General features: G+C 71.5%; 21 protein-coding genes and 1 other RNA gene. 13 read left to right on the top strand and 9 right to left on the bottom strand.

All coding sequences use genetic code 11. The features are described from left to right. The first annotated feature begins 38 nt into the window (after positions 1-38). On the top strand, positions 39-998 hold the full coding sequence (cysK, locus tag ACA089_RS15245) for a cysteine synthase A (protein ID WP_372018453.1): 960 nt from the start codon (positions 39-41) through the stop codon (positions 996-998). 597 nt (positions 999-1,595) lie between these two features. On the opposite strand, the gene ACA089_RS15240 is transcribed toward cysK, so the two are convergent. The 7 genes from ACA089_RS15240 to ACA089_RS15210 all read right to left on the bottom strand — a co-directional run bounded on the left by ACA089_RS15240 (position 1,596) and on the right by ACA089_RS15210 (position 9,140). Next, on the bottom strand, positions 1,596-3,107 hold the full coding sequence (locus tag ACA089_RS15240; protein ID WP_372018450.1) for an acetyl-CoA hydrolase/transferase family protein: 1,512 nt from the start codon (positions 3,105-3,107) through the stop codon (positions 1,596-1,598). A 133-nt stretch (positions 3,108-3,240) separates the two neighbouring features. After that, on the bottom strand, positions 3,241-3,627 hold the full coding sequence (gloA2, locus tag ACA089_RS15235; protein WP_372018447.1) for an SMU1112c/YaeR family gloxylase I-like metalloprotein: 387 nt from the start codon (positions 3,625-3,627) through the stop codon (positions 3,241-3,243). A 34-nt stretch (positions 3,628-3,661) separates the two neighbouring features. Beyond that, positions 3,662-5,203 (bottom strand): MDR family MFS transporter, encoded by a 1,542-nt coding sequence (locus ACA089_RS15230; RefSeq protein ID WP_372018445.1) that lies wholly within the window; start codon positions 5,201-5,203, stop codon positions 3,662-3,664. Positions 5,204-5,249: 46 nt separating this feature from the next. Then, positions 5,250-6,353 (bottom strand): efflux RND transporter periplasmic adaptor subunit, encoded by a 1,104-nt coding sequence (locus ACA089_RS15225; RefSeq protein WP_372018444.1) that lies wholly within the window; start codon positions 6,351-6,353, stop codon positions 5,250-5,252. A gap of 6 nt (positions 6,354-6,359) precedes the next feature. Next, positions 6,360-6,830, bottom strand: a complete 471-nt coding sequence (locus ACA089_RS15220) for a MarR family winged helix-turn-helix transcriptional regulator (RefSeq protein ID WP_372018442.1) — start codon at positions 6,828-6,830, stop codon at positions 6,360-6,362. A 167-nt stretch (positions 6,831-6,997) separates the two neighbouring features. Beyond that, a complete protein-coding gene (locus ACA089_RS15215; protein ID WP_372018974.1) occupies positions 6,998-8,323 on the bottom strand; it encodes an aminopeptidase P N-terminal domain-containing protein in 1,326 nt (441 codons plus the stop codon). A 268-nt stretch (positions 8,324-8,591) separates the two neighbouring features. Continuing rightward, the gene (locus ACA089_RS15210) at positions 8,592-9,140 is read right to left on the bottom strand and encodes a UPF0149 family protein (RefSeq protein WP_372018439.1); all 549 of its coding nucleotides are present in this window, start codon (positions 9,138-9,140) and stop codon (positions 8,592-8,594) included. Positions 9,141-9,318: 178 nt separating this feature from the next. On the opposite strand from ACA089_RS15210, the gene ACA089_RS15205 reads away from it, so the two are divergent. From ACA089_RS15205 to ACA089_RS15165, 9 genes are all read left to right on the top strand, one after another. Beyond that, complete coding sequence (locus ACA089_RS15205; RefSeq protein ID WP_372018437.1) at positions 9,319-11,472, top strand: putative bifunctional diguanylate cyclase/phosphodiesterase; 2,154 nt, start codon at positions 9,319-9,321, stop codon at positions 11,470-11,472. Positions 11,473-11,534: 62 nt separating this feature from the next. After that, positions 11,535-11,759, top strand: a complete 225-nt coding sequence (locus tag ACA089_RS15200; protein ID WP_372018434.1) for a TIGR02449 family protein — start codon at positions 11,535-11,537, stop codon at positions 11,757-11,759. Beyond that, positions 11,756-12,052, top strand: coding sequence for a cell division protein ZapA (locus ACA089_RS15195; RefSeq protein WP_372018431.1), 297 nt, complete (start codon positions 11,756-11,758; stop codon positions 12,050-12,052). The genes ACA089_RS15200 and ACA089_RS15195 overlap by 4 nt, the downstream gene beginning before the upstream one ends. Before the next feature lie 113 nt (positions 12,053-12,165). Beyond that, positions 12,166-12,348: non-coding RNA, 6S RNA (gene ssrS / locus ACA089_RS15190), on the top strand. Positions 12,349-12,470: 122 nt separating this feature from the next. Then, positions 12,471-13,073 (top strand): 5-formyltetrahydrofolate cyclo-ligase, encoded by a 603-nt coding sequence (locus ACA089_RS15185; RefSeq protein ID WP_372018429.1) that lies wholly within the window; start codon positions 12,471-12,473, stop codon positions 13,071-13,073. After that, entirely contained in the window at positions 13,070-13,540 is a 471-nt protein-coding gene (locus tag ACA089_RS15180; RefSeq protein WP_372018426.1) for an EVE domain-containing protein, read from the top strand. Before ACA089_RS15185 ends, ACA089_RS15180 begins: the two co-directional genes overlap by 4 nt. Before the next feature lie 33 nt (positions 13,541-13,573). Further along, entirely contained in the window at positions 13,574-14,221 is a 648-nt protein-coding gene (rpiA, locus tag ACA089_RS15175; RefSeq protein WP_372018423.1) for a ribose-5-phosphate isomerase RpiA, read from the top strand. Between the two features lie 25 nt (positions 14,222-14,246). Next, positions 14,247-14,705, top strand: a complete 459-nt coding sequence (locus tag ACA089_RS15170) for a DUF192 domain-containing protein (RefSeq protein WP_372018420.1) — start codon at positions 14,247-14,249, stop codon at positions 14,703-14,705. Between the two features lie 100 nt (positions 14,706-14,805). Continuing rightward, a complete protein-coding gene (locus ACA089_RS15165; RefSeq protein ID WP_372018418.1) occupies positions 14,806-15,636 on the top strand; it encodes a SirB1 family protein in 831 nt (276 codons plus the stop codon). A 13-nt stretch (positions 15,637-15,649) separates the two neighbouring features. On the opposite strand, the gene ACA089_RS15160 is transcribed toward ACA089_RS15165, so the two are convergent. Then, positions 15,650-15,838: a rubredoxin gene (locus tag ACA089_RS15160; protein WP_372018415.1), complete on the bottom strand. Its 189-nt coding sequence runs from the start codon at positions 15,836-15,838 to the stop codon at positions 15,650-15,652. Positions 15,839-15,912: 74 nt separating this feature from the next. Here ACA089_RS15160 and thiE point away from each other — a divergent pair, with 74 nt between their 5' ends. The 3 genes from thiE to ACA089_RS15145 all read left to right on the top strand — a co-directional run bounded on the left by thiE (position 15,913) and on the right by ACA089_RS15145 (position 18,590). Further along, positions 15,913-16,542 carry a thiamine phosphate synthase gene (thiE, locus tag ACA089_RS15155; RefSeq protein ID WP_372018412.1) on the top strand — a complete coding sequence of 210 codons (630 nt, stop codon included), beginning with the start codon at positions 15,913-15,915 and terminating at the stop codon, positions 16,540-16,542. A gap of 58 nt (positions 16,543-16,600) precedes the next feature. Then, positions 16,601-17,893, top strand: a complete 1,293-nt coding sequence (gene hemL / locus ACA089_RS15150; RefSeq protein ID WP_372018410.1) for a glutamate-1-semialdehyde 2,1-aminomutase — start codon at positions 16,601-16,603, stop codon at positions 17,891-17,893. Between the two features lie 70 nt (positions 17,894-17,963). Further along, positions 17,964-18,590, top strand: a complete 627-nt coding sequence (locus ACA089_RS15145) for an HAD-IA family hydrolase (RefSeq protein ID WP_372018408.1) — start codon at positions 17,964-17,966, stop codon at positions 18,588-18,590. A 54-nt stretch (positions 18,591-18,644) separates the two neighbouring features. On the opposite strand, the gene ACA089_RS15140 is transcribed toward ACA089_RS15145, so the two are convergent. Next, entirely contained in the window at positions 18,645-24,785 is a 6,141-nt protein-coding gene (locus ACA089_RS15140; RefSeq protein WP_372018405.1) for an autotransporter domain-containing protein, read from the bottom strand. Positions 24,786-24,865: the final 80 nt, after the last annotated feature.

The following is a 24,865-nucleotide window of genomic DNA, read 5'->3' as shown; positions in this document are numbered from 1 at the left end:
TCCACCCCATCCCCGTTTCCTGGAACCCGGAACCACCCATGGCCATCCACGACAGCATCCTCGACACCATCGGCCGCACCCCGGTCGTCCGCCTGCATCGCGTCGCACCCGCCCATGTCGAGCTCTACGCCAAGGTCGAAGCCTTCAACCCGGCCGGCTCGGTCAAGGACCGCCTGGCACTGGCGATCGTCCTCGACGCCGAGGCCAAGGGCCTGCTGAAGCCCGGCGACACCATCATCGAGGCCACCTCCGGCAACACCGGCGTGGCGCTGGCGGCGGTGGCCGCCGCACGCGGCTACCGGTTCGTGGCGACGATGGTCGAGACCTTCTCGATCGAGCGTCGCAAGCTGATCCGCGCGTATGGCGGCAAGGTGATCCTGACCCCGGCCGCCGAACGCGGCAGCGGCATGGTCCGCAAGGCCGAGGAGCTGGCGAAGAAGCACGGCTGGTTCCTCGCCAGCCAGTTCGAGAACCCGGCCAACCCGGCCTACCACCGGCAGACCACCGCGGCGGAAATCCTGCGCGACTTCGCCGGCCGCCGCCTCGACCATTTCGTCAGCGGCTGGGGCACCGGCGGCACCCTCACCGGCGTGGGCGAAGTGCTGCGCGTGGCCCGTCCGGAGGTGAAGATCACCGCCGCCGAGCCGGTCAATGCCTCGCTGCTGGCCGGCAACGAATGGAAGCCGCACAAGGTCCAGGGCTGGACCCCGGACTTCATCCCGGCCGTGCTCAACCGGGAAGTCGCCGACCAGATCCTGGGTGTGTCGGACGACGAGGCCATCTCCACCGCGCGCCGGCTCGCGGCCGAGGAAGGCATCTTCGTGGGCATCTCCTCCGGCGCCACGGTGGCCGCGGCGCTGAAGGTCGCCGCCGATGCCCCGAAGGGCACGGTGCTGCTGGCGGTCCTGCCGGATACGGGCGAGCGCTACTTCTCCACTCCGCTGTTCGAGGGCGTCAACGAAGGCTCCGACGACGAGTGGCTGGCCTCCCTGGGCTGAGCCCGTTGCGGCCACGTCCACGATGACGGGCGGCACGCAGGTGCCGCCCGTTTTCTTTGCCATGCCGGTAACGGGTCGGCGGCCCCGGGGACGGAGACAGGGCGTCACGGGCTGCGATGCGGGCATCCCCTTCCGCGAATGTCCCCGGCCATCGCCCGCCGGCGATGCCTCCCCATGGTTTCGCTGCAGCAGGTACCCGCATCGCCTGGAGTGGATGGCGATCGACGGCGCTCCGCGGGGAGGAATCCAACGGAGCGCGGGCACCCGCCCCGGATGCGTGTGCCCGGCCCGGGAAGCGACCGCTTCCTGACGGGGCGTGGGGCGAAATCGAGGAGGAGGCGCCGCCTCACCGGCGCCGGAGGACATTTCGTCCCTGAGGGCATCACGCGCCGTCACCCCGGACCTGTCCGCCTGCGATCGGCCGGCGCCACGTCGCATCCCTGAGCGAAGCGGAGACACGCGGCCGCGAGATCGGTCCCGACAGCCACTGCGGCAGAGCCCCGGCTGCGCCGCGCGCGCAACACACGGCTGCCCACCGGCCGCCACGCCGCCCCGCGCTTCGGCGGGGCGGCGAAGGCGGATGCAGCCGGCGGGCGATCAGGTCCGCATCGTGCCCGTGTCCAGGAAGCGCTGGTGCCAGGACAGCGCCTCGGGCAGCAGGTGCGGCGTGTGCCGGCCGCGGCTGTGCAGGCAGGCGCGCTCGAAGTAGTCCTGCAGCATCGGCCGGTAGTCCGGATGCGCGCAGTTCTCGATGATCTTGCGCGCGCGCTGCTTGGGCGACAGGCCGCGCAGGTCGGCCAGGCCCTGCTCGGTGACGATCACCGCCACGTCGTGCTCGGTGTGGTCGACGTGGCTGACCATCGGCACGATCGCCGAGATCGCCCCGTTCTTGGCCGTGCTCGGGGTCAGGAAGCAGGACAGGAAGCCATTGCGGGCGAAGTCGCCCGAACCGCCGATGCCGTTGATGATGCTGGTACCGGCGACATGGGTCGAGTTGACGTTGCCGTACAGGTCGGCCTCGACCATGCCGTTCATGCCGATCACGCCAAGGCGTCGGATCAGCTCGGCGTGGTTGGACATCTCCTGCGGGCGCAGCACGATCCGCTCGCGGTACCGGTCGATGTTGGCGACGAAGTCCTCCACGCCCTGCGGGCTGAGCGCGAACGAGCTGGCCGAGGCGACCTCGATGGTGCCGTCGCCGATCAGCTCGAGCATGCCGTCCTGGATCACCTCGGTGAACGCCGTCAGGCCGCGGAAGCCGGCTTCGCGCAGCCCGGCCAGGACCGCGTTGGCGACGTTGCCCACGCCCGACTGCAGCGGCAGCAGCTGCTCGTGCAGGCGCCCGGCGCGGATCTCGTGGCGGAAGAAGTCGACCAGGTTGGCGGCGATGCGGCGCGAGGTGTCGTCCGGCGGCGCGAAGGCGCCGAGCCGGTCCGGCGCATCGGTTTCGACCACCGCGATCACCTTGTCCGGGTCGCAGCGCAGGTACGGCTCGCCGATGCGGTCGCCCGGGTGCACCAGCGGGATCGGCTTGCGCGCGGGCGGCAGCGCGGTCCCGTAGTAGATGTCGTGCATGCCGTCCAGGCCCAGCGGCTGGCGGTGGTTGACCTCGATGATCACCTTGTCGGCCAGGTCCAGCCAGGTCTTGTTGTTGCCCACCGAGGTCGATGGCACCAGCCGTCCGTCCGGCAGGATCGCGCTGACTTCCACCACCGCCACGTCCATGTGCCCGAGGAAGCCGAACCAGGTGTACTGCGCGACATGGCCCAGGTGGATGTCCATGTATTCGATCTCGCCGGCGTTGATGCGCGCGCGCAGCTCGGGATCGGACTGGTACGGCAGGCGGAAGTCGATGCCGCCGGCCCGGGCGAGCGCGCCATCGAGCTCGGGCGCGGTCGAGGCGCCGGTGAGGATGCGCAGGGCGAACGGCTCGCCGCGGTCGTGCGCGGCGGTGATCCGGGTCGCCAGGGCCAGCGGGATCGCCTTCGGGTAGCCGGCGCCGGTGAAGCCGCTCATGCCGACCGACATGCCCGGGCCGATCAGCGCGGCGGCCTGTCCGGCATCCATCCGCTTCGCGGCCAGTCCGGCGTGCGCGATCCTGTTGCTCATTCGACGTGGTCCAGTGGGGGGAATACCCGGAGTTTACCGGTGCACCACGCCCGCTCCGTGACCGCGAACATTGCAGCCGCTGCGATCTTCGGCTAATTGCACCGCGCCCATGCCCGTGTCCTCGCGCGATGGCTCAGGCTTCGTAGAGCTCCAGCGGGAGCCCGTCCGGATCGGCGAAGAAGGAGAAGCGGCGGCCGGTGTATTCGTCCACCCGCACCGGCTCGCTGTCCACGCTATGCGCGTGCAGGTGGGCCAGCGCGGCGTCCAGGTCGGCGACCCGGAACGCCAGGTGGCGCAGGCCGCAGGCCTCCGGGCGCGACACCCGCGGCGGCGGCGCGGGGAACGAGAACAGCTCCAACTGCGTGCCGTCGGCCAGGCGCAGGTCGAGCTTCCAGGAGTCGCGCGCCGCGCGGTACGCCTCGGCGACCACCTCCAGGCCCAGCACCTCGACGTAGAAGCGCTTCGAACGCCGGTAGTCTGAGGCGATGATCGCGACGTGGTGGAGGCCTGCGAGGTTCATCGGCCGATCATCGCCCGGATCCGTCCGCCCGTGTTCAATGCGCGGCCGCCGCCGCGTCCGACGCGCTGCCGCCGGGGTCGTGGCGCCCGCTGTGCATCAGCAGCACCAGCGGCATCGAGCACAGGGTCAGCACCATCATCAGCCAGAAGTCGTTGGCGTAGCCGATCGCGGCCGCCTGGCGCGTCACCTCGCCGTTGAGCAGCGCCGCGCCGGAAGCCGTCGCCGGATTCCAGATCGAGGGCAGCAGGCCCTGCTCGGCGCCGTAGGCGGGGATGCGCGCGGCGATCTCGGCGTGGTTGGTCTGGGTGGCGCGCGCCAGCAGCGCCACCACCATCGAGATGCCGACCGACGAACCGATGTTGCGGACCAGGCTGAACAGGCCCGCGGCCTCGGTGCGCTGCGAGGCATGCAGCGTGGAATAGGCGATCGTGGAAATCGGCACGAACACCAGGCCCAGGCCCATGCCCTGGACCACGCCCAGCCAGACCACCGCCTCGATCGAGGCCTCGGTGCCGAACTGCGACATGCCGTGCAGCGACAGCACCATCAGGCCCATGCCGGCCAGGATCGGGATGCGCGCATCGACCCGTCCCAGCATCCGCCCGACCAGCATCATCGTGAACATCGTGCCGATGCCGCGCGGCGCCAGGACCATGCCGATGGTCAGCACCGGGTAGTGCATCAGCGTGCTCAGGTACGGCGGCATCAGCGCCAGGGTGGCGAACAGGACGATGCCGACCACGAAGATCAGCACGCAGCCCACCGCGAAGTTGCGGTTGCCCAGCAGGCCCAGGTCCAGCAGCGCGTGGTCGCGGCGGTTCCACCACCACAGGCCGTAGAGGTACAGCGCCAGGAAGGCGATCGCCGCCTCGACCTGGATTTCCAGGCTGCCGAACCAGTCCATGGTCTCGCCGCGGTCCAGGAACAGCTGCAGCGAGCCGATGCCCAGTGCCAGCAGGGCGAGGCCGACGGCGTCCAGCGGGCGCGCGCGCGGCACTTCGGCCTTGACGCTGGCCATGATCCCGACCAGCGCGACCGCGCCGACCGGCAGGTTGATCAGGAACACCCAGTGCCAGCTGTAGTACTCGGTCAGCCAGCCACCCAGCGGCGGGCCCAGGATGGGACCCACCATGATCCCCATGCCCCACATCGCCATCGCCGCGCCGTGCTTCTCCTTCGGGAACGCGTCGAGCAGCAGCGATTGCGAGATCGGCACCAGCGAGGCGCCGAACACGCCCTGCAGGATCCGGAACAGGACCATCTGGCCGATGTCGCCGGCCATCGCGCACAGCAGCGAGGCGACGGTGAAGCCGCTGACGGCGATGATCAGCAGGCGCCGCCTACCGAGCCGCGAGGCCAGCCAGCCTGTCACCGGGGTAAGGATGGCCGCGGCCACGATGTAGCTGGTCAGCACCCACGACGCCTGGTCCTGGGTCGCCGACAGCGAGCCCTGCATGTCCGGCAGGGCCACGTTGGCGATGGTGGTGTCCAGCGCCTGCATCAGCGTGGCCAGCATCACCGAGCCGACCAGCAGCGCGCGGCTGCCGCCCTCGGAGGAGTTCAGGCGGGAAATCATGTCGGTGTCCGGAATGCGTCCGCGCCCGGCCGCGCCGGGCGGAGTGTCAGTGCTGGCCGGCGGCGACCGCGGCGGTCGCCTCGCTGCGGGCCGCGCCATCGCGCAGGTCGACCCTGACCTCGGCGCTCATGCCGGCGCGCAGCTGCGGCGCGTCGCTGCGGTCGGCGCCGTCGATCTCCAGCCGCACCGGGATGCGCTGCACGATCTTGACCCAGTTGCCGGTGGCGTTCTGCGCCGGCAGCACGCTGAACTCGGCGCCGGAAGCCGGGGCGATGGAGGCCACGTGCGCCTTCCATTTCACGCCCGGATAGCCGTCGACCTCGATGGTCGCCTTCTGGCCGACCTGCATCTTCGCCAGCTCGGTCTCCTTGAAATTGGCCTCGATCCAGACCGGGTCGGTGGCCACCAGCGGCATCGCGGTCTGGCCGACGTTGAGGAACTCGCCCACCTGCAGGTCATGGGTGCCGATCACCCCGTCCACCGGCGCGCGCACCTCGGCGTGCGCCAGGTCGAGCTTGGCCTTGGCCAGCATCGCCAGCGCGGCGCGGTAGTCGGGCAGCTCCTCGGTCGGGGTGCTGGCCTTGCCGCTGAGCGACGCGGCGGCTTCGCTCTGCGCGGCGATCGCGTCGGCCAGGTCGGTGCGCGCCTCGGCCACGGCATGGCGGGCGTCGTCGACCATCTTGCGCGAGACCAGCTGCTGCTCGCCGAGCTGCTGCAGGCGCTGCAGGTCGCGCTGGGCCCACGACAGGGTTTCGCGCGCGGCCTGGATCGAGGTGCCGGTGCCGGTGACCTTGGCCCGGCTGGCGTCCACGGCATTGGCCATGTGCGCGAGCAGCGCCTCGTTCTGCGCCACCGCGATCTCCAGCGGCTGGGCGTCGATCCGGAACAGCAGGTCGCCCTTCTTCACCGGCTGGTTCTGGGCCACCGCCACCTCGACCACGCGGCCGCCCACCTGCGGCGCGACCAGGATCCGCTCGGCCTTGACGTAGGCGTTGTCGGTATCGACCTCGCGCCCGGCGTTGACCCACTGCCAGCCGAAGAAACCGGCCACCGCGAGCGGACCGGCGACCCACAGCCATGCCGGAACGCGGCGCTTGCGGACGGGAACCTGGGCCGCGGCGGGCGCGGCGGAATCGGACGTGCTGGTCATGGGGTTTCAGCTCTGCGAGGAGGATTCGCCGCGGTCTTCGCGGTCGATCCGGGTGAGGTTTTCGCGGACGCGGTCGAGCACCGACAGCGTGGTCGCCAGTTCTTCGGCGGAAATGCCTGCCGTCGCGTCCTTGCGCAGCGCCTGGGCCACCGCTTCGACCGGGCCCATCACCTGCGCCGACTGCGGCAGCAGGTATAGGCGCCAGACCCGCCGGTCGGCCGGATCGGCACGACGTTCGACGAAACCGGCCTTCTGCAGGCGGTCGATCACCCGGCCCAGGGCGATCGGCTCCACGTCGAGCCGGTCGGCCAGTTCGACCTGGGTGGCGCCCTCGGCGTGGCCCAGGTGCTTGAGCGCGCGCCATTGCACGCGGGTCAGCTCCAGGTGGGCGACGCGGCGGTCGAACACGCGGCCGAACAGGCGGTGCAGGTCGGCGACCTGGTAGCCGAGGCTTTCGCGGGGATCGGTCTTGTTCATGGCTGCACAGGATATAGATGCCTAGGCAGGTATTTCAAGGGCCGGTCCCGTGGCGCCAGCCGGCGTTCAGGTGTGGAAAGCGCGGGCCCGGCACCGCGGCGGCCAGGACGGAAGACCGTGGCGCGGGTCCAAGGCCGGCAGTCCGGACCCGGGACGCGTGCGACGGGCTAGGCGCCCGCCATGAACGCCTCGATCTCGTCGGCCGAACGGGCCAGCCCGGCCGTCAGGACGCGATGGCCTTCGCCGGTGATCAGGACGTCGTCCTCGGTGCGGATGCCGATGCCGCGCCACTTCGCGTGGACCGATGTGTCGTCGGCGCCGACGTACAGGCCCGGCTCGATGGTGAAGACCATGCCCGGCTCCAGCAGGCGCGACTCGCCGTCGATCCGATAGTCGCCGACGTCGTGCACGTCCAGGCCCAGCCAGTGGCCGCTCTTGTGCCGGTAGAAGCGCTTGTAGTGGCCGTCGGCGATGTTCTTCGCCAGCGAACCCTTCAGCAGCCCCAGCCGGAGCAGCCCGTCGGTGAGCGTTTCCACCGCCGCCTCGTGGATCGCCGACCAGGCCGCGCCCGGCCGCGCGCAGGCCAGCGCCGCCGCCTGCGCCGCGCCGACCAGGTCGTGGAGGGCGCGCTGCTCCTTCGAATAGCGGCCGTTGACCGGGAAGGTGCGGGTGATGTCGGCGGCGTAGCCCCGGTACTCGGCGCCGGCGTCGACCAGCACCAGCTCGCCATCGGCGGCGCGGGCGTTGTTGGCCACGTAATGCAGCACGCAGCCGTTGGCGCCGGCACCGACGATGCTGCCGTAGGCCGGGCACGCGTCGGCGGCGCGGAACACCCGCTCGACCTCGGCCTGCAGCTCGTACTCGTGGATGCCGGGCCGCGCGGCGCGCATCGCCGCCTCGTGGGCCCGCACGCTGATCTCGGCGGCCTTCTGCATCAGCTTCAGTTCGTCGCGCGACTTGAACAGGCGCTGCTCGTGCAGCAGGTGGCCCAGTTCGAGGAACTCGTGCGGCGGCTGCGCGCCATGGCGCACCTGCGCGCGCACGCGGTTGACCCAGCCGATCAGCTTGAGGTCGAACTCGGCGTCGCGGCCGAAGTGGTAGTAGACGCGCGAACGGCCCTCCAGCAGCCCCGGCAGGATCTCGTCTAGGTCGTCGATCGGGTAGGCGTCGTCCATGCCGAACGCCTCGACCGCGCCCTCCTGGCCGGCGCGCGCGCCATCCCAGCCCTCGCGCTCGGGATCACGCTCGCGGCAGAACAGCAGCGCCTCGCCGTGGCGGCGGCCCGGCACCAGCACCAGCACGGCCTCCGGCTCGGGGAAGCCGCACAGGTACCAGAAGTCGGAATCCTGCCGGTACGGGTAGTGGGTGTCGTGGCTGCGCACCCGCACCGGCGCCGCCGGCAGGACCAGGATCGCGTCCTCGCCGGCCATCCGCATCAGCTGGCGGCGGCGGCGCGCGAACTCGGCCGGGGTGATCCCGGTGATCGAGCGCAGCATCAGGGCCTGCCGACGCTGGTGGTGCAGGCCACGTTGCCGTGTCCGGCCGCCAGGTGGTCGTGCGCGGCGCCGTGGCAGGCGGGCCGCCTGTCCAAGCCGTGCGCGGCCGGCTGGCGGCCGGACGCGGCAACCCGAAGGGCCGCGCTTGAATGCGCGCAGTACCGCATCATCACCCGGTCACTTGTCGGCATACGTTCGCTCGTTCTTCCTGGGTCCTGCACGCGTCCAGGCGCAGCGTGGCCTGTTCCACCAGCGTTGACAGGTCCTAGTTCAGGCTGCGGCGGTGGCGCGGCCCGAGCACGCAGTCCCCGTGCAGCAGCAGCACCGCGACGCGCACGAACTCTTCCAGTTCGGAGAGCGCGTCCTCGTCTTCATCCTCGTCCTCGTCGATGTCCTGGACGCTGGCGCCGGCCAGGCGGGCGATGTCCTGGAGCGCCTCGGCCCCCTCCTCCGACAGCGGCGGCTTGGCGCCTGCCGCCAGCCCGAACCCGCCGAGGAAGCTGCGGCACCAGTCGAACAGCGCCTGCGCGCGGTCGCGCAGCGCCATGCCCTCGTCGCCGAGCAGCAGCTGGAAGGAGAACTCCCCGTCCCCCAGCTGCGCGACCACGCCGCGGCGGAGGCGGTCCAGCGCGCTCCCCGGCGCCGGCGCCGGGACGCCGTCGTCGGCGAGCACCCGCGCCGGCCAGGCCACCGTATCCTCGCCGCCACCGGCGAGCCAGCCGCAGAGCGCGCCATGCAGTTCGGGAACCGTGGCACCGAGGGCCAGTTCACGGCCGGCGTCGGCGACTTCTTCGGGGGCGGGGAGGTCGGGCATGCGCTGCGGAGAGGGGTTGCGGTCGATCCGGTGAAGTGTAGCGCCTCGCGCGGTACGGCTTGTCGCCATTCCCCGGCCATGCCTACACTCGTGAAGATCACCCATTCCGCCGCCATCCCATGCCGTCCGACGTCGCTGTGCGATACCGCCAGACAGGACCCGCCCGGATGGGCCGCCCATGACCGCCGCGTTGCTGGCCCTGGCAGGCGGGCTGATGGTGGCGGTGCTGATCCTGTTGTGGCGCTGGCGTACCAGCCACCTCAAGCAGCACGACGCGCTGCAGGCCCGCGAGGAACACCTGACCGTCGCCCTGTGGGGCTCCGGCGAGCAGTTCTGGGACTTCGACCTGGCCCGCCGCGAACTGCACCTGCTGCACGCCGACGAATCGGGCTCCGAACTCGGCCTGGCGGTCACCACCCGCCAGGCATCGCTGCCGCTGGTGCACCCGCACGACCGCGCCAGCCTGCGCCGCCGCCTGCGCGCGCACCTGCGCGGCCACGAGCCGCTGTTCACCACCGAGCACCGGGTGGACCCGGACGGCGACGGCAACTGGGTATGGATCCGCATCCATGGCCGCACGGTCGAGCGCGACCACCGCGGGCGGCCGCGCCGCCTGGCCGGCACCGCCCGCGACACCACCGCCAACCGCCATGCCGACGCCGAGCGGCGCATCGCCAGCGAGGTGCTGCGCAGCATGAGCGAGGCGGTGGCGGTGCTGGACCGCGAGCTGCACTTCGTCGCGGTCAACCCGGCCTTCAGCCAGATCACCGGCTACAGCGACGTGGAGGCCCTGGGCCGGCCGTTCGCGATGCTCGACAGCGACGGCGAGGGCCGGGGCGGTTCGCTGAGCCGCGACCCGAACCGGCAGCACTGGCAGGGCAACGTGTGGATGACCCGCCGCGACGGCGAGGAGATCCTCTGCCACGTCAAGCACAACGGCATCCCGGACGCCGGCGGCGAAGTCAACTTCCACGTCGTCGTGCTCAGCGACATCACCGAACAGAAGCGGGCCGAGCAGGAGCTGCGCTACCTCGCCAACTACGACGCCCTGACCAGCCTGCCCAACCGCTCCCTGCTGTCCGAACGGCTGGCCCGCGCGATCGTGCGGGCGCGGCGCGAGGGCGGCCACGTCGCGGTCCTGTTCCTGGACCTGGACCGCTTCAAGGACGTCAACGACTCGCTGGGCCACGCCACCGGCGACCGGGTCCTGCGCGCGGCGGCCGAGCGGGTGCAGCATGCGGTCGGACCCCAGCACACCGTGGCCCGGCTCGGCGGCGACGAGTTCACCGTCGTGCTGGAGGGGCTGGCCACCCCGGGCGAAGCCGAGGACGTGGCGCGCCGGGTGATCGAGTCCTTCTCGCTGCCGCTGGTGCTCGACGAGCACCACGAGATCACCGTGTCGCCCTCGATCGGCATCAGCCTGTTCCCGGACCATGCGCAGGTCCCGACCGAACTGCTCAAGCACGCCGACACCGCGATGTACCAGGCCAAGGCGGCCGGCCGCCGCACGTGGGAGGTGTACTCGGCGAGCATGGACGAGGCGACCCGGCGCCGTGCCACCCTGGCCGGGCTGCTGCGCCGGGTGGTCGAGCGCCAGGAGCTGACCCTGGCCTACCAGCCGCGCTACTCGCTGCATGAAGGCCGGGTGGTCGGGGCCGAGGCCCTGCTGCGCTGGAACAACCCGGAATTCGGCTCGATCCCCCCGGACCACTTCATCCCGCTGGCCGAGGACACCGGCCTGATCATGGAGATCGGCGAGTGGGTGCTGAAGGAGGCCTGCACCACGCTGCGCCAGTGGCACGAGGCCGGCATCGAGGGCATGCGCATGTCGGTGAACGTCTCGCCGGTCCAGCTCATGCGCGGCGACCTGGCCGCGACCCTGGCGCGGATCCTGGCCGAGACCGGCGTGGCCTCGGGCCAGCTGGAGCTGGAGCTGACCGAGAGCGCGATCATGGCCAACGTCGGCCGCAGCGCCAGCGTGCTGCATGCCTGCCGGGTGCTCGGCGTCGGCGTGGCGGTGGACGATTTCGGCACCGGCTACTCCTCGCTGGCGTACCTCAAGCGGCTGCCGCTGACGACCCTGAAGATCGACCAGGAATTCGTCGGCGACCTGACCCGCGACCCCGACGACGAGGCCATCACCAGCACGGTCATCGCCATGGGCCACTCGCTGCAGCTGACCGTGGTCGCCGAGGGCGTGGAAACGGCCGGGCAGCTGCAGTTCCTGCGCGACCACGGCTGCGACGAGGTGCAGGGCCATTACATCGCCGCGGCGATGGATCGCGACGCCTGCCTGGCCTTCCTGTCGAGGCCGGCCGCCGTCCCGGCCTGAGCGCCGCGCCGCGCCGGGGCGCCGCTTGACCGCCCGCACGACCGCTGCCTATCGTGGCCGCCATGGACCCCTCCGCCGACGCCCTCTCCCAGCTCCGTGCACTGGCCGCGCGGGTCGAGGCGCTGGTCGAGCGCAGCCAGCGGCTGGCCGACGAGAACCGCAGCCTGCGCCAGCAGCAGGAGCAGCTGTTCGCCGAACGTGCGCAGCTGCTGAACAAGAACGAACAGGCACGTTCGCGGGTGGAAGCGATGATCGCGCGGCTGAAGTCGCTGGAGCAGCACACGTGAGCAGCCACGCCGAACCGGTCAGCGTCCGCATCCTCGACCGCGAATACACCGTCGGCGTGAACGCCGACGAACGCGACGGGCTGGTCGCCGCCGCGCGCCTGCTGGATGCGCGCATGCGCGAGATCCGCGGCAACAACCGCATGGTGGCGCTGGACCGCGTCGCGGTGCTCGCCGCGCTCAACCTGGCCCACGAGGTCCAGCAGCTGCGCCAGGAGCGCGATGCGCAGCAGCGCGAGCTGGCGGGGACGCTCGACACGCTGAACCGCCGCCTGGACGGCCTGCTCGGCGGCTGAATGCGCGCGGCCATAGGCCGCCTCTTGCGTCGCTGAACTGCGCATTGCCGATGCCTTCGCCGACACCGACGGACGGGCTAGGCAGTCGACGCCGCCGCGCTATACTTCACCTGCGTTCTCTGCCGTGTTCGACAGCTGGCAAAACATTCGCCTTGTCCCTTAAAAACGACACCGGGGATGCGACGACGCCGGGTGTGCATGTCCGCCATGCAGCGGAAAGCCCGATGGCTTCCAAGCATTCCCACTTGGACCCCGGGTTCAAGGTCGTTTCGCCGCATCGGCATGGTGGAGAATGCCTTATCCGACAACGCCTCCCCCGGGAGGCGTTGTCTTTTCCGGGCCGGCCGCGGACGCGGCCGGCCTTGGCGGCCGCCCGCGCGTCCGCGATGATGCACGGCCCCTTGCCCGCCCAGGCCCGATGACCCAGGACCGCGACACGCTGCGCCGCCAGCTGCGCCAACGCCGCCGCGAACTGCCGGCGCCGGCGCGCATCGCCGCCGCCGAAGCGCTCGCCGCGCGCATCCTCGCCCTGCCGTTCCTGCCGCGCGAAGGCTACGTGTCCGGCTACTGGGCGATGGACGGCGAGGTCGGCCTGCACGTACTGCAGCTGCGCCTGCCGCCGGGCCTGGTGTGGTGCCTGCCCGTCCTGCACGAGGACGGCACCTTGCGCTTCGCGCCCTGGCGCGCCGGCGATCCGCTGGTCACCAACCGCTTCGGCATCCCCGAACCCGACGTCGAGCCCGCGTCCGCCCTGCCGGCCGGGGCGCTGGCGCTGGCGGTGATGCCGCTGGTGGGCTTCGACGCGCAGGGCCACCGGCTGGGCATGGGTGGCGGCTGGTACGATCGCAGCTTCGCGTTCCGGCGCGCCCGGGCCGCGCCGCCATGGCTGGTCGGCGCCGGATTCGGCGTCCAGCAGGTCGACGCGCTGGCACCGGCCGACTGGGACGTCCTGCCCGACGCGATCTGCACCGAGGCCGCCACCCTCCTTCCCCGCCGCGAACCCGGAAGCGACCCCGCATGACCGCCCGCAAGCGCTACTGGCTGATGAAGTCCGAACCGGACGCCTTCTCCATCGACGACCTGCAGCGGGTCGGCACCGAACCGTGGAACGGCGTGCGCAACTACCAGGCGCGCAACTTCATGCGCGATGGCATGAAGGTCGGCGACGGCGTGCTGTTCTACCACTCCAACGCCAAGGTGCCCGGCATCGCCGGCATCGCCCGCGTGGCCAGCGCCGCCTACCCGGATGCGACCCAGTTCGACCCGAAGTCGGACTACCACGACCCCAAGGCCACGCGCGAGCAGCCGCGCTGGTTCCTGGTGGACGTCGCGTTCGAGCGCAAGCTCAAGCGCACCATCCCGCTGGAGGAGATCAAGCAGCACGCCGACGAGCTGGGCGAGGCCTTCCCGCTGGTCGCCCGCGGCAGCCGCCTGTCCGTGTTCCCGGTCACCGCCGCGCAGTGGAAACTGCTGCTGTCGCTGGAATGACCGCCCCGCCCGTTTGCCCCGAAGACTGATCCCATGAGCGAAGCGAAGCGCCTGGCCGGCGAGAAGGCCATCGATTACGTCGAGGACGGCATGGTCGTCGGCGTCGGCACCGGCTCGACCGTGGCCTACTTCATCGATGCGCTCGGCCGCATCCGCGACCGCATCGCCGGCGCGGTGTCCAGCTCCGAGCAGAGCACCGCGCGGCTGAAGGCGCTGGGCATCGAGGTGATGGACGCCAATGCCGCCGGGCCGCTGAAGCTGTACGTGGACGGCGCCGACGAATGCGACCCGCACAAGCGCCTGATCAAGGGCGGCGGCGCCGCGCTGACCCGCGAGAAGATCATCGCCGAGGCCAGCGAGACCTTCGTCTGCATCGTCGATCCGGCCAAGCGCGTGCCGGTGCTGGGGAAGTTCCCGCTGCCGGTGGAGGTGGTGCCGATGGCGCGCAGCCTGGTCGCCCGCCGCATCCTCGCCCTGACCGGCGGCCAGCCGGTGTGGCGCGATGGCGTGGTCACCGACAACGGCAACTGGATCCTGGACGTGCACAACCTGTCGATCACCGACCCGGTGGCGATGGAAACCGAGCTCAACCAGATCCCGGGCGTGGTCAGCGTCGGCCTGTTCGCCCGCCGCCCCGCCGACATCGTCATCGTCGGCGGCGAACCGCCGCTCGTCCTCTGACGCCCACGCTCCCGGAACCGCACCCATGCCCCTGCCCGCCCGCCTGCTGGCCCTGCCCCTGCTGCTGCTCCTGAGCGCCTGCGCGTCCGCGCGCACGCCGTGGGTCGAACTGGGCGGTGAACGGTTCAAGGTCGAGATCGCGGACGACGACGACGAACGGGCGCGCGGGCTCATGTTCCGCGACGTGCTCGACCCCGGCCACGGCATGCTGTTCATCCACGACCGCCAGGAACGGCAGGCGTACTGGATGAAGAACACGCGGATCCCGCTGGACATCCTCTACTTCGACCAGGACCGGCGGCTGGTTTCGCAGCAGCGCGACGTGCCGCCGTGCTCGGCCGGCGACCGCTGCCCGCCGTATCCCAGCCGCGGCCCGGCGCGCTACGTGCTGGAGCTCAACGCCGGCGAGGCGGCGCGGCTGAAGCTGGAGGATGGCGCCGAGCTGCGTTTCGGTCCCGGGATCGCGCCCGCGCCCGGCGGCTGAACGCACTCAACCCGACCCGTCGCCCGCCGATAGCGGAAGGCAGACGGGACTTGATCGCCACGCGCGCCGGCCCCAGTCTTGGCACATGGGGAACCGGAACATGCACCTGCCCGACTGGACCACGCTGGTCGCCCTCGACGACGAAGCACTGCCCCTGCTGCCGGCGGCGCTGCTGATCGCCCGCGACGAATATCCCGACCTGGACCCGGCGCCCTACGACGCGCTGGTCCAGGCCCACGCCGAGCACCTGCGCGCCGAAGTGGCGGCGATCGAGCTGCAGCCGCTGAAGATGGCGGCGATCAACCGCCACCTGTTCGACGAGCTGGGCTACACCGGCAACCACGACGAGTACTACGACCCGCGCAACAGCTACCTCAACCAGGTGCTGGACCGTCGCCTGGGCAACCCGATCTCGCTGGCGATGGTGCAGATGGAGGTCGCGCGGCGACTGGACATCCCGCTCGACGGGGTGTCCTTCCCTGGCCACTTCCTGGTCCGCCTGCCGGTGGACGGCGGCCTGCTGGTGATGGACCCGTTCAACGGCGGCCGCCCGCTGGCGGTGGAGGAGCTGCGCGAGCGCGCCAAGCCGCACCTGGGCCAGGCCCCGGACGACAGCACGCTGCTGCAGATCCTCAGCCCGGCGACTCCGCGCGCGATCCTGGTCCGGGTGCTGCGCAACCTGCACGGGCTGTATGCCGAAACCGGCGAATGGGACCGCGCCGCGCGCAGTGCCGACCGGGTGCTGCGGCTGACGCCGGCCCAGCCCGAAGCCCTGCGCGACCGCGGCCTGGCCTACCTGGAACTGGACTACCTGCCGGGCGCCCGCCAGGACCTGGGGCGCTACCTGGAGCTGGCGCCGGAGGCGACCGACGCCGAGCAGATCCGCGAGCGGCTGATCGACGCCGGCGGCATCCGCACCGCCCTGCACTGAGGGCGGCGGGGCGTCACAGCGCGACCATCTCGAAGTCGTCCTTGGTCACGCCGCAGTCCGGGCAGGTCCAGGTGTCGGGGATGTCCTCCCAGCGCGTGCCCGGGGCGATGCCCTCCTCGGGCAGGCCCTCGGCCTCGTGGTAGATGAATCCACAGACCACGCACATCCAGCTGCGGTAGGTGGTGGCGTCGGCGTCGCTCATCGGATAATGCGGGGATTCGGCACAGGTGCGCGGGACCGCATTGTCCCACCGCCGCCGCCGCTGCGGAAACCCCGATGGACCCCCGGCACGGCCGGCCGCCGCGCGGCCTCTACCTGATCACCCCCGACGACGCCGACACCGCACGCCTGCTTGCGCGGGTGGCGCCCCTGCTCGGCGAGGGCGTCGCCTGGCTGCAGTACCGCAACAAGGCCGCCGGCCCGGCCCTGCGCCGGGAGCAGGCCACGGCGCTGCAGGCGCTGTGCGCGGCGGCCGGCGTGCCGCTGCTGGTCAACGACGACCCCGCCCTGGCGCTGGCGGTCGGTGCCGCCGGCGCGCACCTGGGCGAGGACGACGGCGACATCGCCGCCGCGCGGGCATTGCTCGGAACCGGCGCGATCATCGGCGCCTCGTGCTACGACCGCCTGGACCTGGCCACCCGTGCGGTCGCCGCCGGCGCCGGCTACGTGGCCTTCGGCGCGTTCTTCCCCACCACCAGCAAGGCCACCACCCGACGCGCCGCGCCGGGGCTGCTGCGCGAGGCGGCGAGCCTGGGCGTGCCGCGCGTGGCGATCGGCGGCATCACCCCCGGCAACGCCGCGCCGCTGGTGGCGGCCGGCGCCGACCTGGTGGCCGTGATCGGCGGCGTGTTCGACGCGCCGGACCCGGTCGCCGCGGTGCGCGCCTATGCGCGCTGCTTCGCCTAGGGCCCGCCCGCGCCGCCCGCCTACAATTCCCCTTTCGCCGTACGCACAGGACCACCCCATGAACCATGACCGTTCCCACGCCCTCTTCTCGCGCGCCCAGCAGCTGCTGCCGGGCGGGGTGAACTCGCCGGTGCGTGCGTTCAAGTCGGTCGGCGGCGAACCGTTCTTCGTGCAGCGCGCCGACGGTCCCTACCTGTTCGACGTCGACGGCAACCGCTACATCGACTACGTCGGCTCCTGGGGCCCGATGATCGTCGGCCACAACCACCCCGCGGTGCGCGCGGCGGTCGAGCAGGCGATCGGCAACGGGCTGTCCTTCGGTGCGCCCTGCGCGGCCGAGGTGACCATGGCCGAAACGATCACCCGCCTGGTGCCGTCGTGCGAGATGGTGCGCATGGTCAACTCGGGCACCGAGGCCACGCTGTCGGCGATCCGCCTCGCGCGCGGCGCCACCGGCCGCCAGCGCATCGTCAAGTTCGAGGGCTGCTACCACGGCCACGGCGACTCGTTCCTGGTCAAGGCCGGCAGCGGCATGCTGACCCTCGGCGTGCCGACCTCGCCGGGCGTGCCGGCGGGACTGAGCGAGCTGACCGCGACGCTCAGCTACAACGACTTCGAAGGCGCGACCCGGCTGTTCGAGGAGATCGGCGGCGAGATCGCCGCGCTGATCATCGAGCCGGTGGTCGGCAATGCCAACTGCATCCCGCCGCGCGAAGGCTACCTGCAGCACCTGCGCGAGCTGTGCACGAAGCACGGCGCGCTGCTGATCTTCGACGAGGTGATGACCGGCTTCCGCGTCGCCCTCGGCGGCGCGCAGGCGCACTACGGCATCACCCCGGACCTGACCACGTTCGGCAAGATCATCGGCGGCGGCATGCCGGTCGGTGCCTACGGCGGCCGCCGCGAGCTCATGCAGCAGATCGCGCCGGCCGGCCCGATCTACCAGGCCGGCACGCTGAGCGGCAATCCGGTGGCGATGGCCGCCGGCCTGGCGATGCTCGAACTGGTGCAGGCGCCCGGCTTCCACGACCGCCTCGCCGCCGCCACCGCGGCGCTGTGCGAGGGCCTGGAGGCGGCCGCGCGCGAGGCCGGCGTGGCCGTGACCACCACCCGCGTCGGCGCGATGTTCGGCCTGTTCTTCACCGACCAGAAGGTGGAGACCTACGCGCAGGCGACCGCCTGCGACATCGGCGCGTTCAACCGCTTCTTCCACGCCATGCTCGAGCGCGGGGTATTCCTGGCGCCGTCGGCGTACGAGGCCGGCTTCCTGTCCAGCGCGCACGACGAGGCGGTGGTCGCCGCCACGATCGCCGCGGCGCGCGACGCGTTCAAGGCCGCCGCCGCGGGTTGATGCAGCCGCCGCCCGCCACGGCCTGGCGAGCACCGGCCGCCATGCCACGCCGCCGGTCGCCTCCCGCACGATGATCGTCCCGCGCCTGGAGCTGTTGCTGCTCGACTTCGACGGCGTGCTCGCGCGCTATGAACGGGCGCGGCGCTGCGCGCACCTGGCGGCGGGCGCCGGCTGCGCCCCGGCGCGGGTGATGGAGGTGCTGTTCGCTTCGGGCCTGGAAACGGCCTACGACAGCGGCGCGCTGTCCACCGGCGACTACCTGCGTCGGCTAAGCGAAGGACTCGGCGCCCCCATCGACGAGGATGCCTGGACCGCCGCGCGCGTCGCCGCCTGCCAGGCCGAACCGCGGATCCTCGCGATGGTCGCGGCGGTAGCGGAACAGCTCCCGGTGGCGGTGCTCACCAACAACGGCCCGCTGATGGCGCGGGCGATCCCGCGCATCGTTCCCGGGCTTTTCCCGATGCTCGACGGCCGGGTGCTGTGCAGCGGCATGCTGGGCGGCCGCAAGCCGCAGGCCACGGTCTACCGGCAGGCGCTCGAACAGCTCGGCGCGCGCGCGGCCGCGACGCTGTTCGTCGATGACCTGTTCGTCAACGTGCAGGGCGCGCGCCGCGCCGGCCTGCAGGCCGACACGGTGCGCGATGCGCGTTCGATGCGCCGCGTGCTGTCGCGCTACGGCCTGCCTGCCAGCGCCTGACGCGGCGGCGGCCGGGATTCCCGGCCGCTGCGTGATGCCCGCGGTGGGCGCCGGTCAGTTGCCCACGCCACCCGCGTTGCAGCGGCCTTCCTGGCCACGGCAGCGGCCGCGGGGACCGTCCTCGTAGCCCAGGCCGGGCTCATCCACGTACATCGGCGCGGCACCCGGCTGGCTGCCGTAGCGCACCTGCAGGCCGATGCTGTTGCTGCGCAGGCTGTTGCGCCCCTGCTCGTGGCCCAGCAGCAGCGAGAACATCCAGCCGCTGTCCAGCTGCAGGTCCATGCCCGCGCCCAGCGCCAGGGTGTCGTCGTTGTAGCTGCGCATCGACATCGTGTAGTCGTTGCCGAGCGGGCGCTGCACGTAGTTCATGGTCGCATCGCCCTGGTTCTCCAGCGCCAGCCGGTATTCGACCGTCCAGAACGGACGCCAGCTGGCCTGGTCGCCCTTGAACGGATGGTCGCCTTCCAGGCCGACCGCCAGCGCGCTGTTGTCCACGCGCTGGCGCCCGTACGCCAGGTCGTACTGGCCGAGGCCGCTTTCGCGGTAGGCATCCAGTTCGGAACGATGGCCGTCATAGCGGCCGTAGCCGGTCAGGCCCATTCCGCGCTGGCTGCGGTGCTCGTAGCCGAAGGTCAGCGAACCGAACCACTGGTCGCCATCGCGACTCGCGTGCGCGGTCGCGCCTGCGACCTCGCTCCAGCGCGCCAGCTCGTAGTCGAGCCGCCCGGTGGCGAGCATGCCATCCAGGAACAGGTGCTCGCCCGCGCGCCACAGGCCGTAGACCGCCAGCGAACGCTGGTCGGCATCGACCTTCGACGGAGTGCCGTCGAAGTCGGTGCCCTGCCGGCCCCAGCTGGCGGCCATGCCCAGCAGTACCTGCTCGCCGACGGCACGGTCGGCACCAAGGGTGATGCCGCCGGTGTCGAAGTCGAACGCACCGCCGGAACTGCCGGTGCGGCCGCTCTTGCCGAACGTGGCGGTACCGGCCAGCCACACGCCCCAGCCCTGCGGCAGGGCCGGGATCGCGCCGGTGGCCCCCTGGCCCGCCGGAACCGACAACCCGGGGGCGCCCTCGCTGCCGGCGTAGGCCAGGGTCAGCTGGGTACTGGACGGATTGGACCCGTTGCGGACCTGGCGCAGGCGGTCGCGGATGTTGGCCTGCTGCACCTGGGCGAAGCGCACCGCCGCGTCGACCTGGGCCTGCAGCCCGCCGGCGACCTGGCGGTCGGTGGTCGGATCCGGGCGCGCCGACACGGTCAGCTGCACCTGCACCGAAGCGGCCAGGTAGCTGCCGCTGGCGGCCTGGGTGGCGACCAGCACGGCGGTCCCTTCACCGACCACGCGCACGGTGCGCCCGCTGACCGTGGCCACGGCCGGGTCGCCACTGGAGAAGGTGAACGCGCCGGTGCTGGTGCTCTGCGGATCGGGCAGGTCGAAGTCCTGGTCGCCGACCACCTTGTCCAGCGCGTCGACCCAGGCCAGGACCGGCATGGCCGCGCCGATGGTCACGTCCAGCCGCACCTGGGGCGCGGCCTGGTATGCGGCGTTGCCGGCCTGGTCGGCGGTGAGCGAACACACGCCCGAGGCGAGCATCGTCACCGTGCCGCCCTGCACCGTGCACACCGCCGGCGTGGTGCTGGCGAACACCACGGCATTGCCCGACGCCCCGCCGCTGGCGGAGACGCTGAAGCGGCCGCCCGGGGCGTAGACCGGCTCGACCGGGTTGGCGAGGAAATCCACGATCGCCTGCGCGGCCGCTTCCACCGTCACCGTATAGGCCTGCGTGCCGGCGAAGCCGTTCGCATCGGTGGCCTGCACCGTGAACGCATAGTCGCCGGCAGCCGTGGGCGTGCCGGCGAGTTCGCCGGCGCCGGCCAACGCCAGGCCCGGCGGCAGCTGGCCGGCGCTGATGGCGAACTGGTACGGCGCCACGCCACCGCTGGCGGTCAGCAGCTGCTGGTAGGCCGCTGCACCGGTCGCGACCGGCAGCGTCGCCGGACCCACCGTGATCGCGGGCGCGTCGACCTGCAAGGTGTAAGCGCGCGTCGCCGTGAACGGCCCGGTGCCGGTGCTGCTGTCGGAAATGGTGATGCCGACGGTGAACGCACCGGCCACCGTCGGCGTGCCCGACAGCTCGCCGCTGGCCGACAGGCTCATGCCCGCCGGCAAGGCGCCGGAGGTGACCGCGTAGCTGTACGGCGCGGCACCACCGCTGGCCGACAGCGCCTGCACGTAGGCGGTCCCCGCCGTAGTCGCCGGCAGGGTCGCGGTGTCGATGGCCACGGCCGGAGCCGACACGGTGATGCTCACCGTGGCCGCCGTCGACGTGCTGTACGCGTCGCTGGCGGTATAGGTGAAGCTGTCCGGGCCGGCATAGCCGGCGGCGGGCGTGTAGCTGATCGTGGTGCCGCTCACCGCCACGGTGCCGTGCGACGGCGGCGAAGGCACCGCCACGCTGCCCGGCGTACCGGTGATGGCCAGTGCCACGGGCGTGGCCACCGCGCCATAGGCCACCGTGGCGCTCACCGGTGCGGCGACCAGCACCGGCACCACGGCCACGCTGTTGGAGACGGCGGAGGGCGACCCCGTGCCGGCGGCGTTGGTCGCCGTGACCCGGAACGTGTAGGAGCCCCCCGGACTGAGGCCGCCCATGCGGATCGGGCTGGCGCTGCCGGACTGGGTGAGGCCGCCCGGAGTGGCGGTGACGGTGTAGCCGGTGATGGCCGAGCCCCCGCTGGACGCGGGCGCGGTGAACGAAACGTCGACCTCGTCCCCGCCGGCGAAGACCGCCGTGCCGATGGTCGGCGCACCCGGCACCACCGCGTTGACCGGGAACGACCGGGTGACCTGCGTGGCGGACAGGTAGCTGCCGTTGCCCGCCTGGTCCGCGTTGATCGTGCAGGTCCCCGAGGCGACGAAGGTCAGCGCACCGCCGGCGGTGATGGTGCACACCCCGGTCGTGGATGAAGTGAAGCTCGGGGTCAGTCCGGAATCGGAGGTCGCGGTCAGGGTCGGCGTGGTGCCGAAGTTCTGCGCGCCGGGATTGTTGAAGGTGATGGTCTGCGTGGCCTTCGGCGTGATGCTGTTGGACGAAGACGAAGACGGACCGGTGCCGGCGACATTGTCGGCGGCGACGGTGAACGTGTAAGCCTGGCCGTTGGTCAGGCCGGTGACCACGATCGGCGAGCCGGCGCCGTTCACCGGCGCGACATCCGCCGGACTGACGGTGACGGTGTAGCCGGTGATGGAACTGCCGCCGGTGCTGGCCGGCGCGGTGAACGCCACGCTGGCCTGGGTGTCGCCGGCCGTGGCGGTGCCGATGGCCGGCGCGCCGGGAACGACCGCGTAGACCATGAAGGTGCGGCTGACCTGGGTCGCCGCCAGGTAGGCGAAGTCGCCGGCCTGGTCGGCGTGGATCGTGCAGCTGCCGGCGGACACGAAGCCCAGCACACCCTCGGACGTGACCGTGCAGACCCCGGTGGTGGCCGAGGTGAAGGTCACATCGTTGCCGGAAGTGGAGGACGCGCCGCCGTTCACGACCCGCAGGTCGGGGCTGGTGCCGAAACTCTGCGATCCGGGGTTGGCGAAGGTGATGGTCTGCGGCGCCTTCGGGATCACCGCATTGGATGCGGCCGACGCCGCACCGGTGAGGGGCGCGCTGTTCGTCGCGGTGACGGTGAAGGTGTAGCTGACGCCGTTGGTCAGGCCCGTGACGGTCAGCGGCGAGCTGGCACCGGTGCCGGTTGCGCCGCCCGGATTGGCGGTGACGGTGTATCCGGTGATGCTGGCCCCGCCGCCGGACGCGGGCGCGGTGAACGAGACCGTGGCCTGCTGGTCGCCTGCCGTTGCGGTGCCGATCGCCGGCGCGCCGGGCGCGACCGCGTTGACGGTGAAGCTGCGGGTCACCGTGGTCGCCGCATGGGTGGCCCCGTTGCCAGCCTGGTCGGCGTCGATGGTGCAGGTGCCGGCGGCGACGAAGGTCAGCGCGCCGCCGGAGGTGATGGTGCACACACCCGTGGTCGACGAGGTGAAGCCGACCGTCAGGCCCGAACTGGAGGTCGCGACCAGGCTCGGCGTCGCCCCGAAGTTGTAGTTCGTCGGCTGGGCGAAGGTGATGACCTGGCTGGCCTTGGGGGTGACGCTGTTGGACGCCCCGGAGGCGCTGCCGGTGCCGATGGCATTGGTCGCAGCCACGCTGAACGTATAGGCCGTGCCGTTGGTGAGGCCGCCGACCGTGATGACGCATGCCGTCGGACCCGCGCATGTGCCGGTCGCACCGCCAGGACTGGCGGTCGCGGTATAGGTGGTGATCGCCGAACCGCCGTTGCTGCCCGGCGCGGTGAAAGTCACCGTCGCCTGGCCCTCGCCGGCCGTGGCGGTGCCGATGGTCGGCGCACCGGGCGCGGTCGGTACGGCCACGGTATGGGTCGACCCGCTGCTGTAGGACGGGATGCGGTTCCCGGCGTCGTCGGCGATGTTGGTCGATCCGTTGAGGTTGACCTTGATCGTGCCGTTGCCGCTGATGCCGGCGATGTTGACGTCGATCGAGCTGCCGCTGGAGGCCGACACGCTGGCGATGGTGCCGGTGGCGCCACCGCTGCCGACCAGGGTGAAGTCGTCGGTGGAAACGTTCTGCACCGCTTCGTCGAAGGCCACCGTGAACGCCATCGAGGTGTCGGTCGACGCGGGGGAGCCGCTCGCCACGATGCTCGTCACCGAGGGCGGGTCGTTGTCGACGGTCGCGTTGGTCGAGTCGCTGGTCGTCCTCGCATTGCCCGCATTGTCGGTCACGGTCACCGAGACATTGCGGTTGGTCGCGTCGATGCTCCCGGACACCACCGTGTAGGTCGCCGTCCACGTGCCGGACCCGTTCGTCGCCAGCACCGCCGGGCCACCCCCGAAATCGGAGAAATTGACGACCACGCTGCTGATGGTGTCGAGGTTGTTCTCGCCGCCGGGCGTGTTGTCCCAGGTGGCCATGACCGTGTCGCCGATCCTGTAGGCGCCGGCGGTTCCGGAGGCGCCGCCGATGCTGATCCGCAGGTCGGTGACCGCCGGCGCCATGGTGTCGACCGTGGCGTTGGCGGTGTCGGTGGTGGTGGCGCTGCCGCCGGGTCCGGTGGCGGTCACGCTGACGTTGCGGCTGGTGGCGTCGATCGCGCCGGCGGTGAGGGTGTAGGTGGCCGACCAGGTGTTGCCGCCGTTGGTCGCGGCCACGGAGGCGCCACCGCCGAACTGGCTGAAATCGACGGTGACGCCGGTGACGCCGCTGTTGTTGTCGCCGCCGGCCGTGTTGTTCCAGGTCGCGGTGACGGTGTCGCCGATCCTGTACGCACCGCCCGTGCCGCTCGCGCCGCTGATGCTGATGTTGCCGGCGGTGACCGTGGGCACGCCCAGCGTCACGACCAGGCTGAGATTGCCGCTGACCCAGGTGTAGGGGCCCGTGCCGGTGGAGCTGTCGGTGACCTGGGCCGTGAAGTTGAACGTGCCCGTCTGCGAAGGCGTGCCGGTGAGCGTGCAGTCGGAATTGAGCTGCGTGCCGGACGGCAGCGCACCGGACGCCAGCGTGGTGGCGCAGGTGTAGGGCGCCCGCCCCCCGCTGCTTTGCACGGAGACGCCCGACAGGGGAGTGCCGAGCACGCCCGAGCCGCTCACACTGGAGGAAGGCGCCGGATTTCCGACGACCATGGTGACGGTCGCCGGGCTCGAGGTGCCGCTGGCGTTGGTCGCCGTGTAGGTGAAAGTATCGTTGCCACGGAAGCCGGCCGGTGCCGTGTACGTGATATCGCCGGTCGAATTGATGGCGACGGAACCGCCGTTGGCGGTGGTCGCCGAGCCCACCGCGTAGCCGGTCGGCGAGTTGCTTGCCGCGAAAGCCAGGTTGAAGCCGTACGGGAGGTCGGCGCCATCGTTGTAGGCGACCAGCGAACCGTGGGTGAAGCTGGTCGCGACCGGGGCCGCGTTGTAGCTGACGTTGAATGTGTTGAGCGTATTTGCCGGTGCGTAGGGCGGACCACCGCCGGGCAGATCGGGGCCGTCGTACGAATAGAGGGTGATGGCGTCGGTACTGCCGGCAGGTGCGGTCTTCAGCGTGATGCTCACCACGCCGGTACTCAGGTTGTGCGAGAACGTATAGACGCCGCCATTACTGACATTGCTGCCGTTGACGTCTGTCGGCTGGGGCGCACCGTTCACGGCATCGACGCCTACGCCATATACATCCTGCGCATCCGTTCCCGCGACTCGGAACAACCCGCCATACTCGCCCGCGGTGG

The organism is Pseudoxanthomonas fibrivorans, from assembly GCF_041464125.1.
Lineage (GTDB): Bacteria > Pseudomonadota > Gammaproteobacteria > Xanthomonadales > Xanthomonadaceae > Pseudoxanthomonas.
Note: the sequence above shows the minus strand (reverse complement) of the source record. Positions and strands in the feature narration are given on the sequence as shown.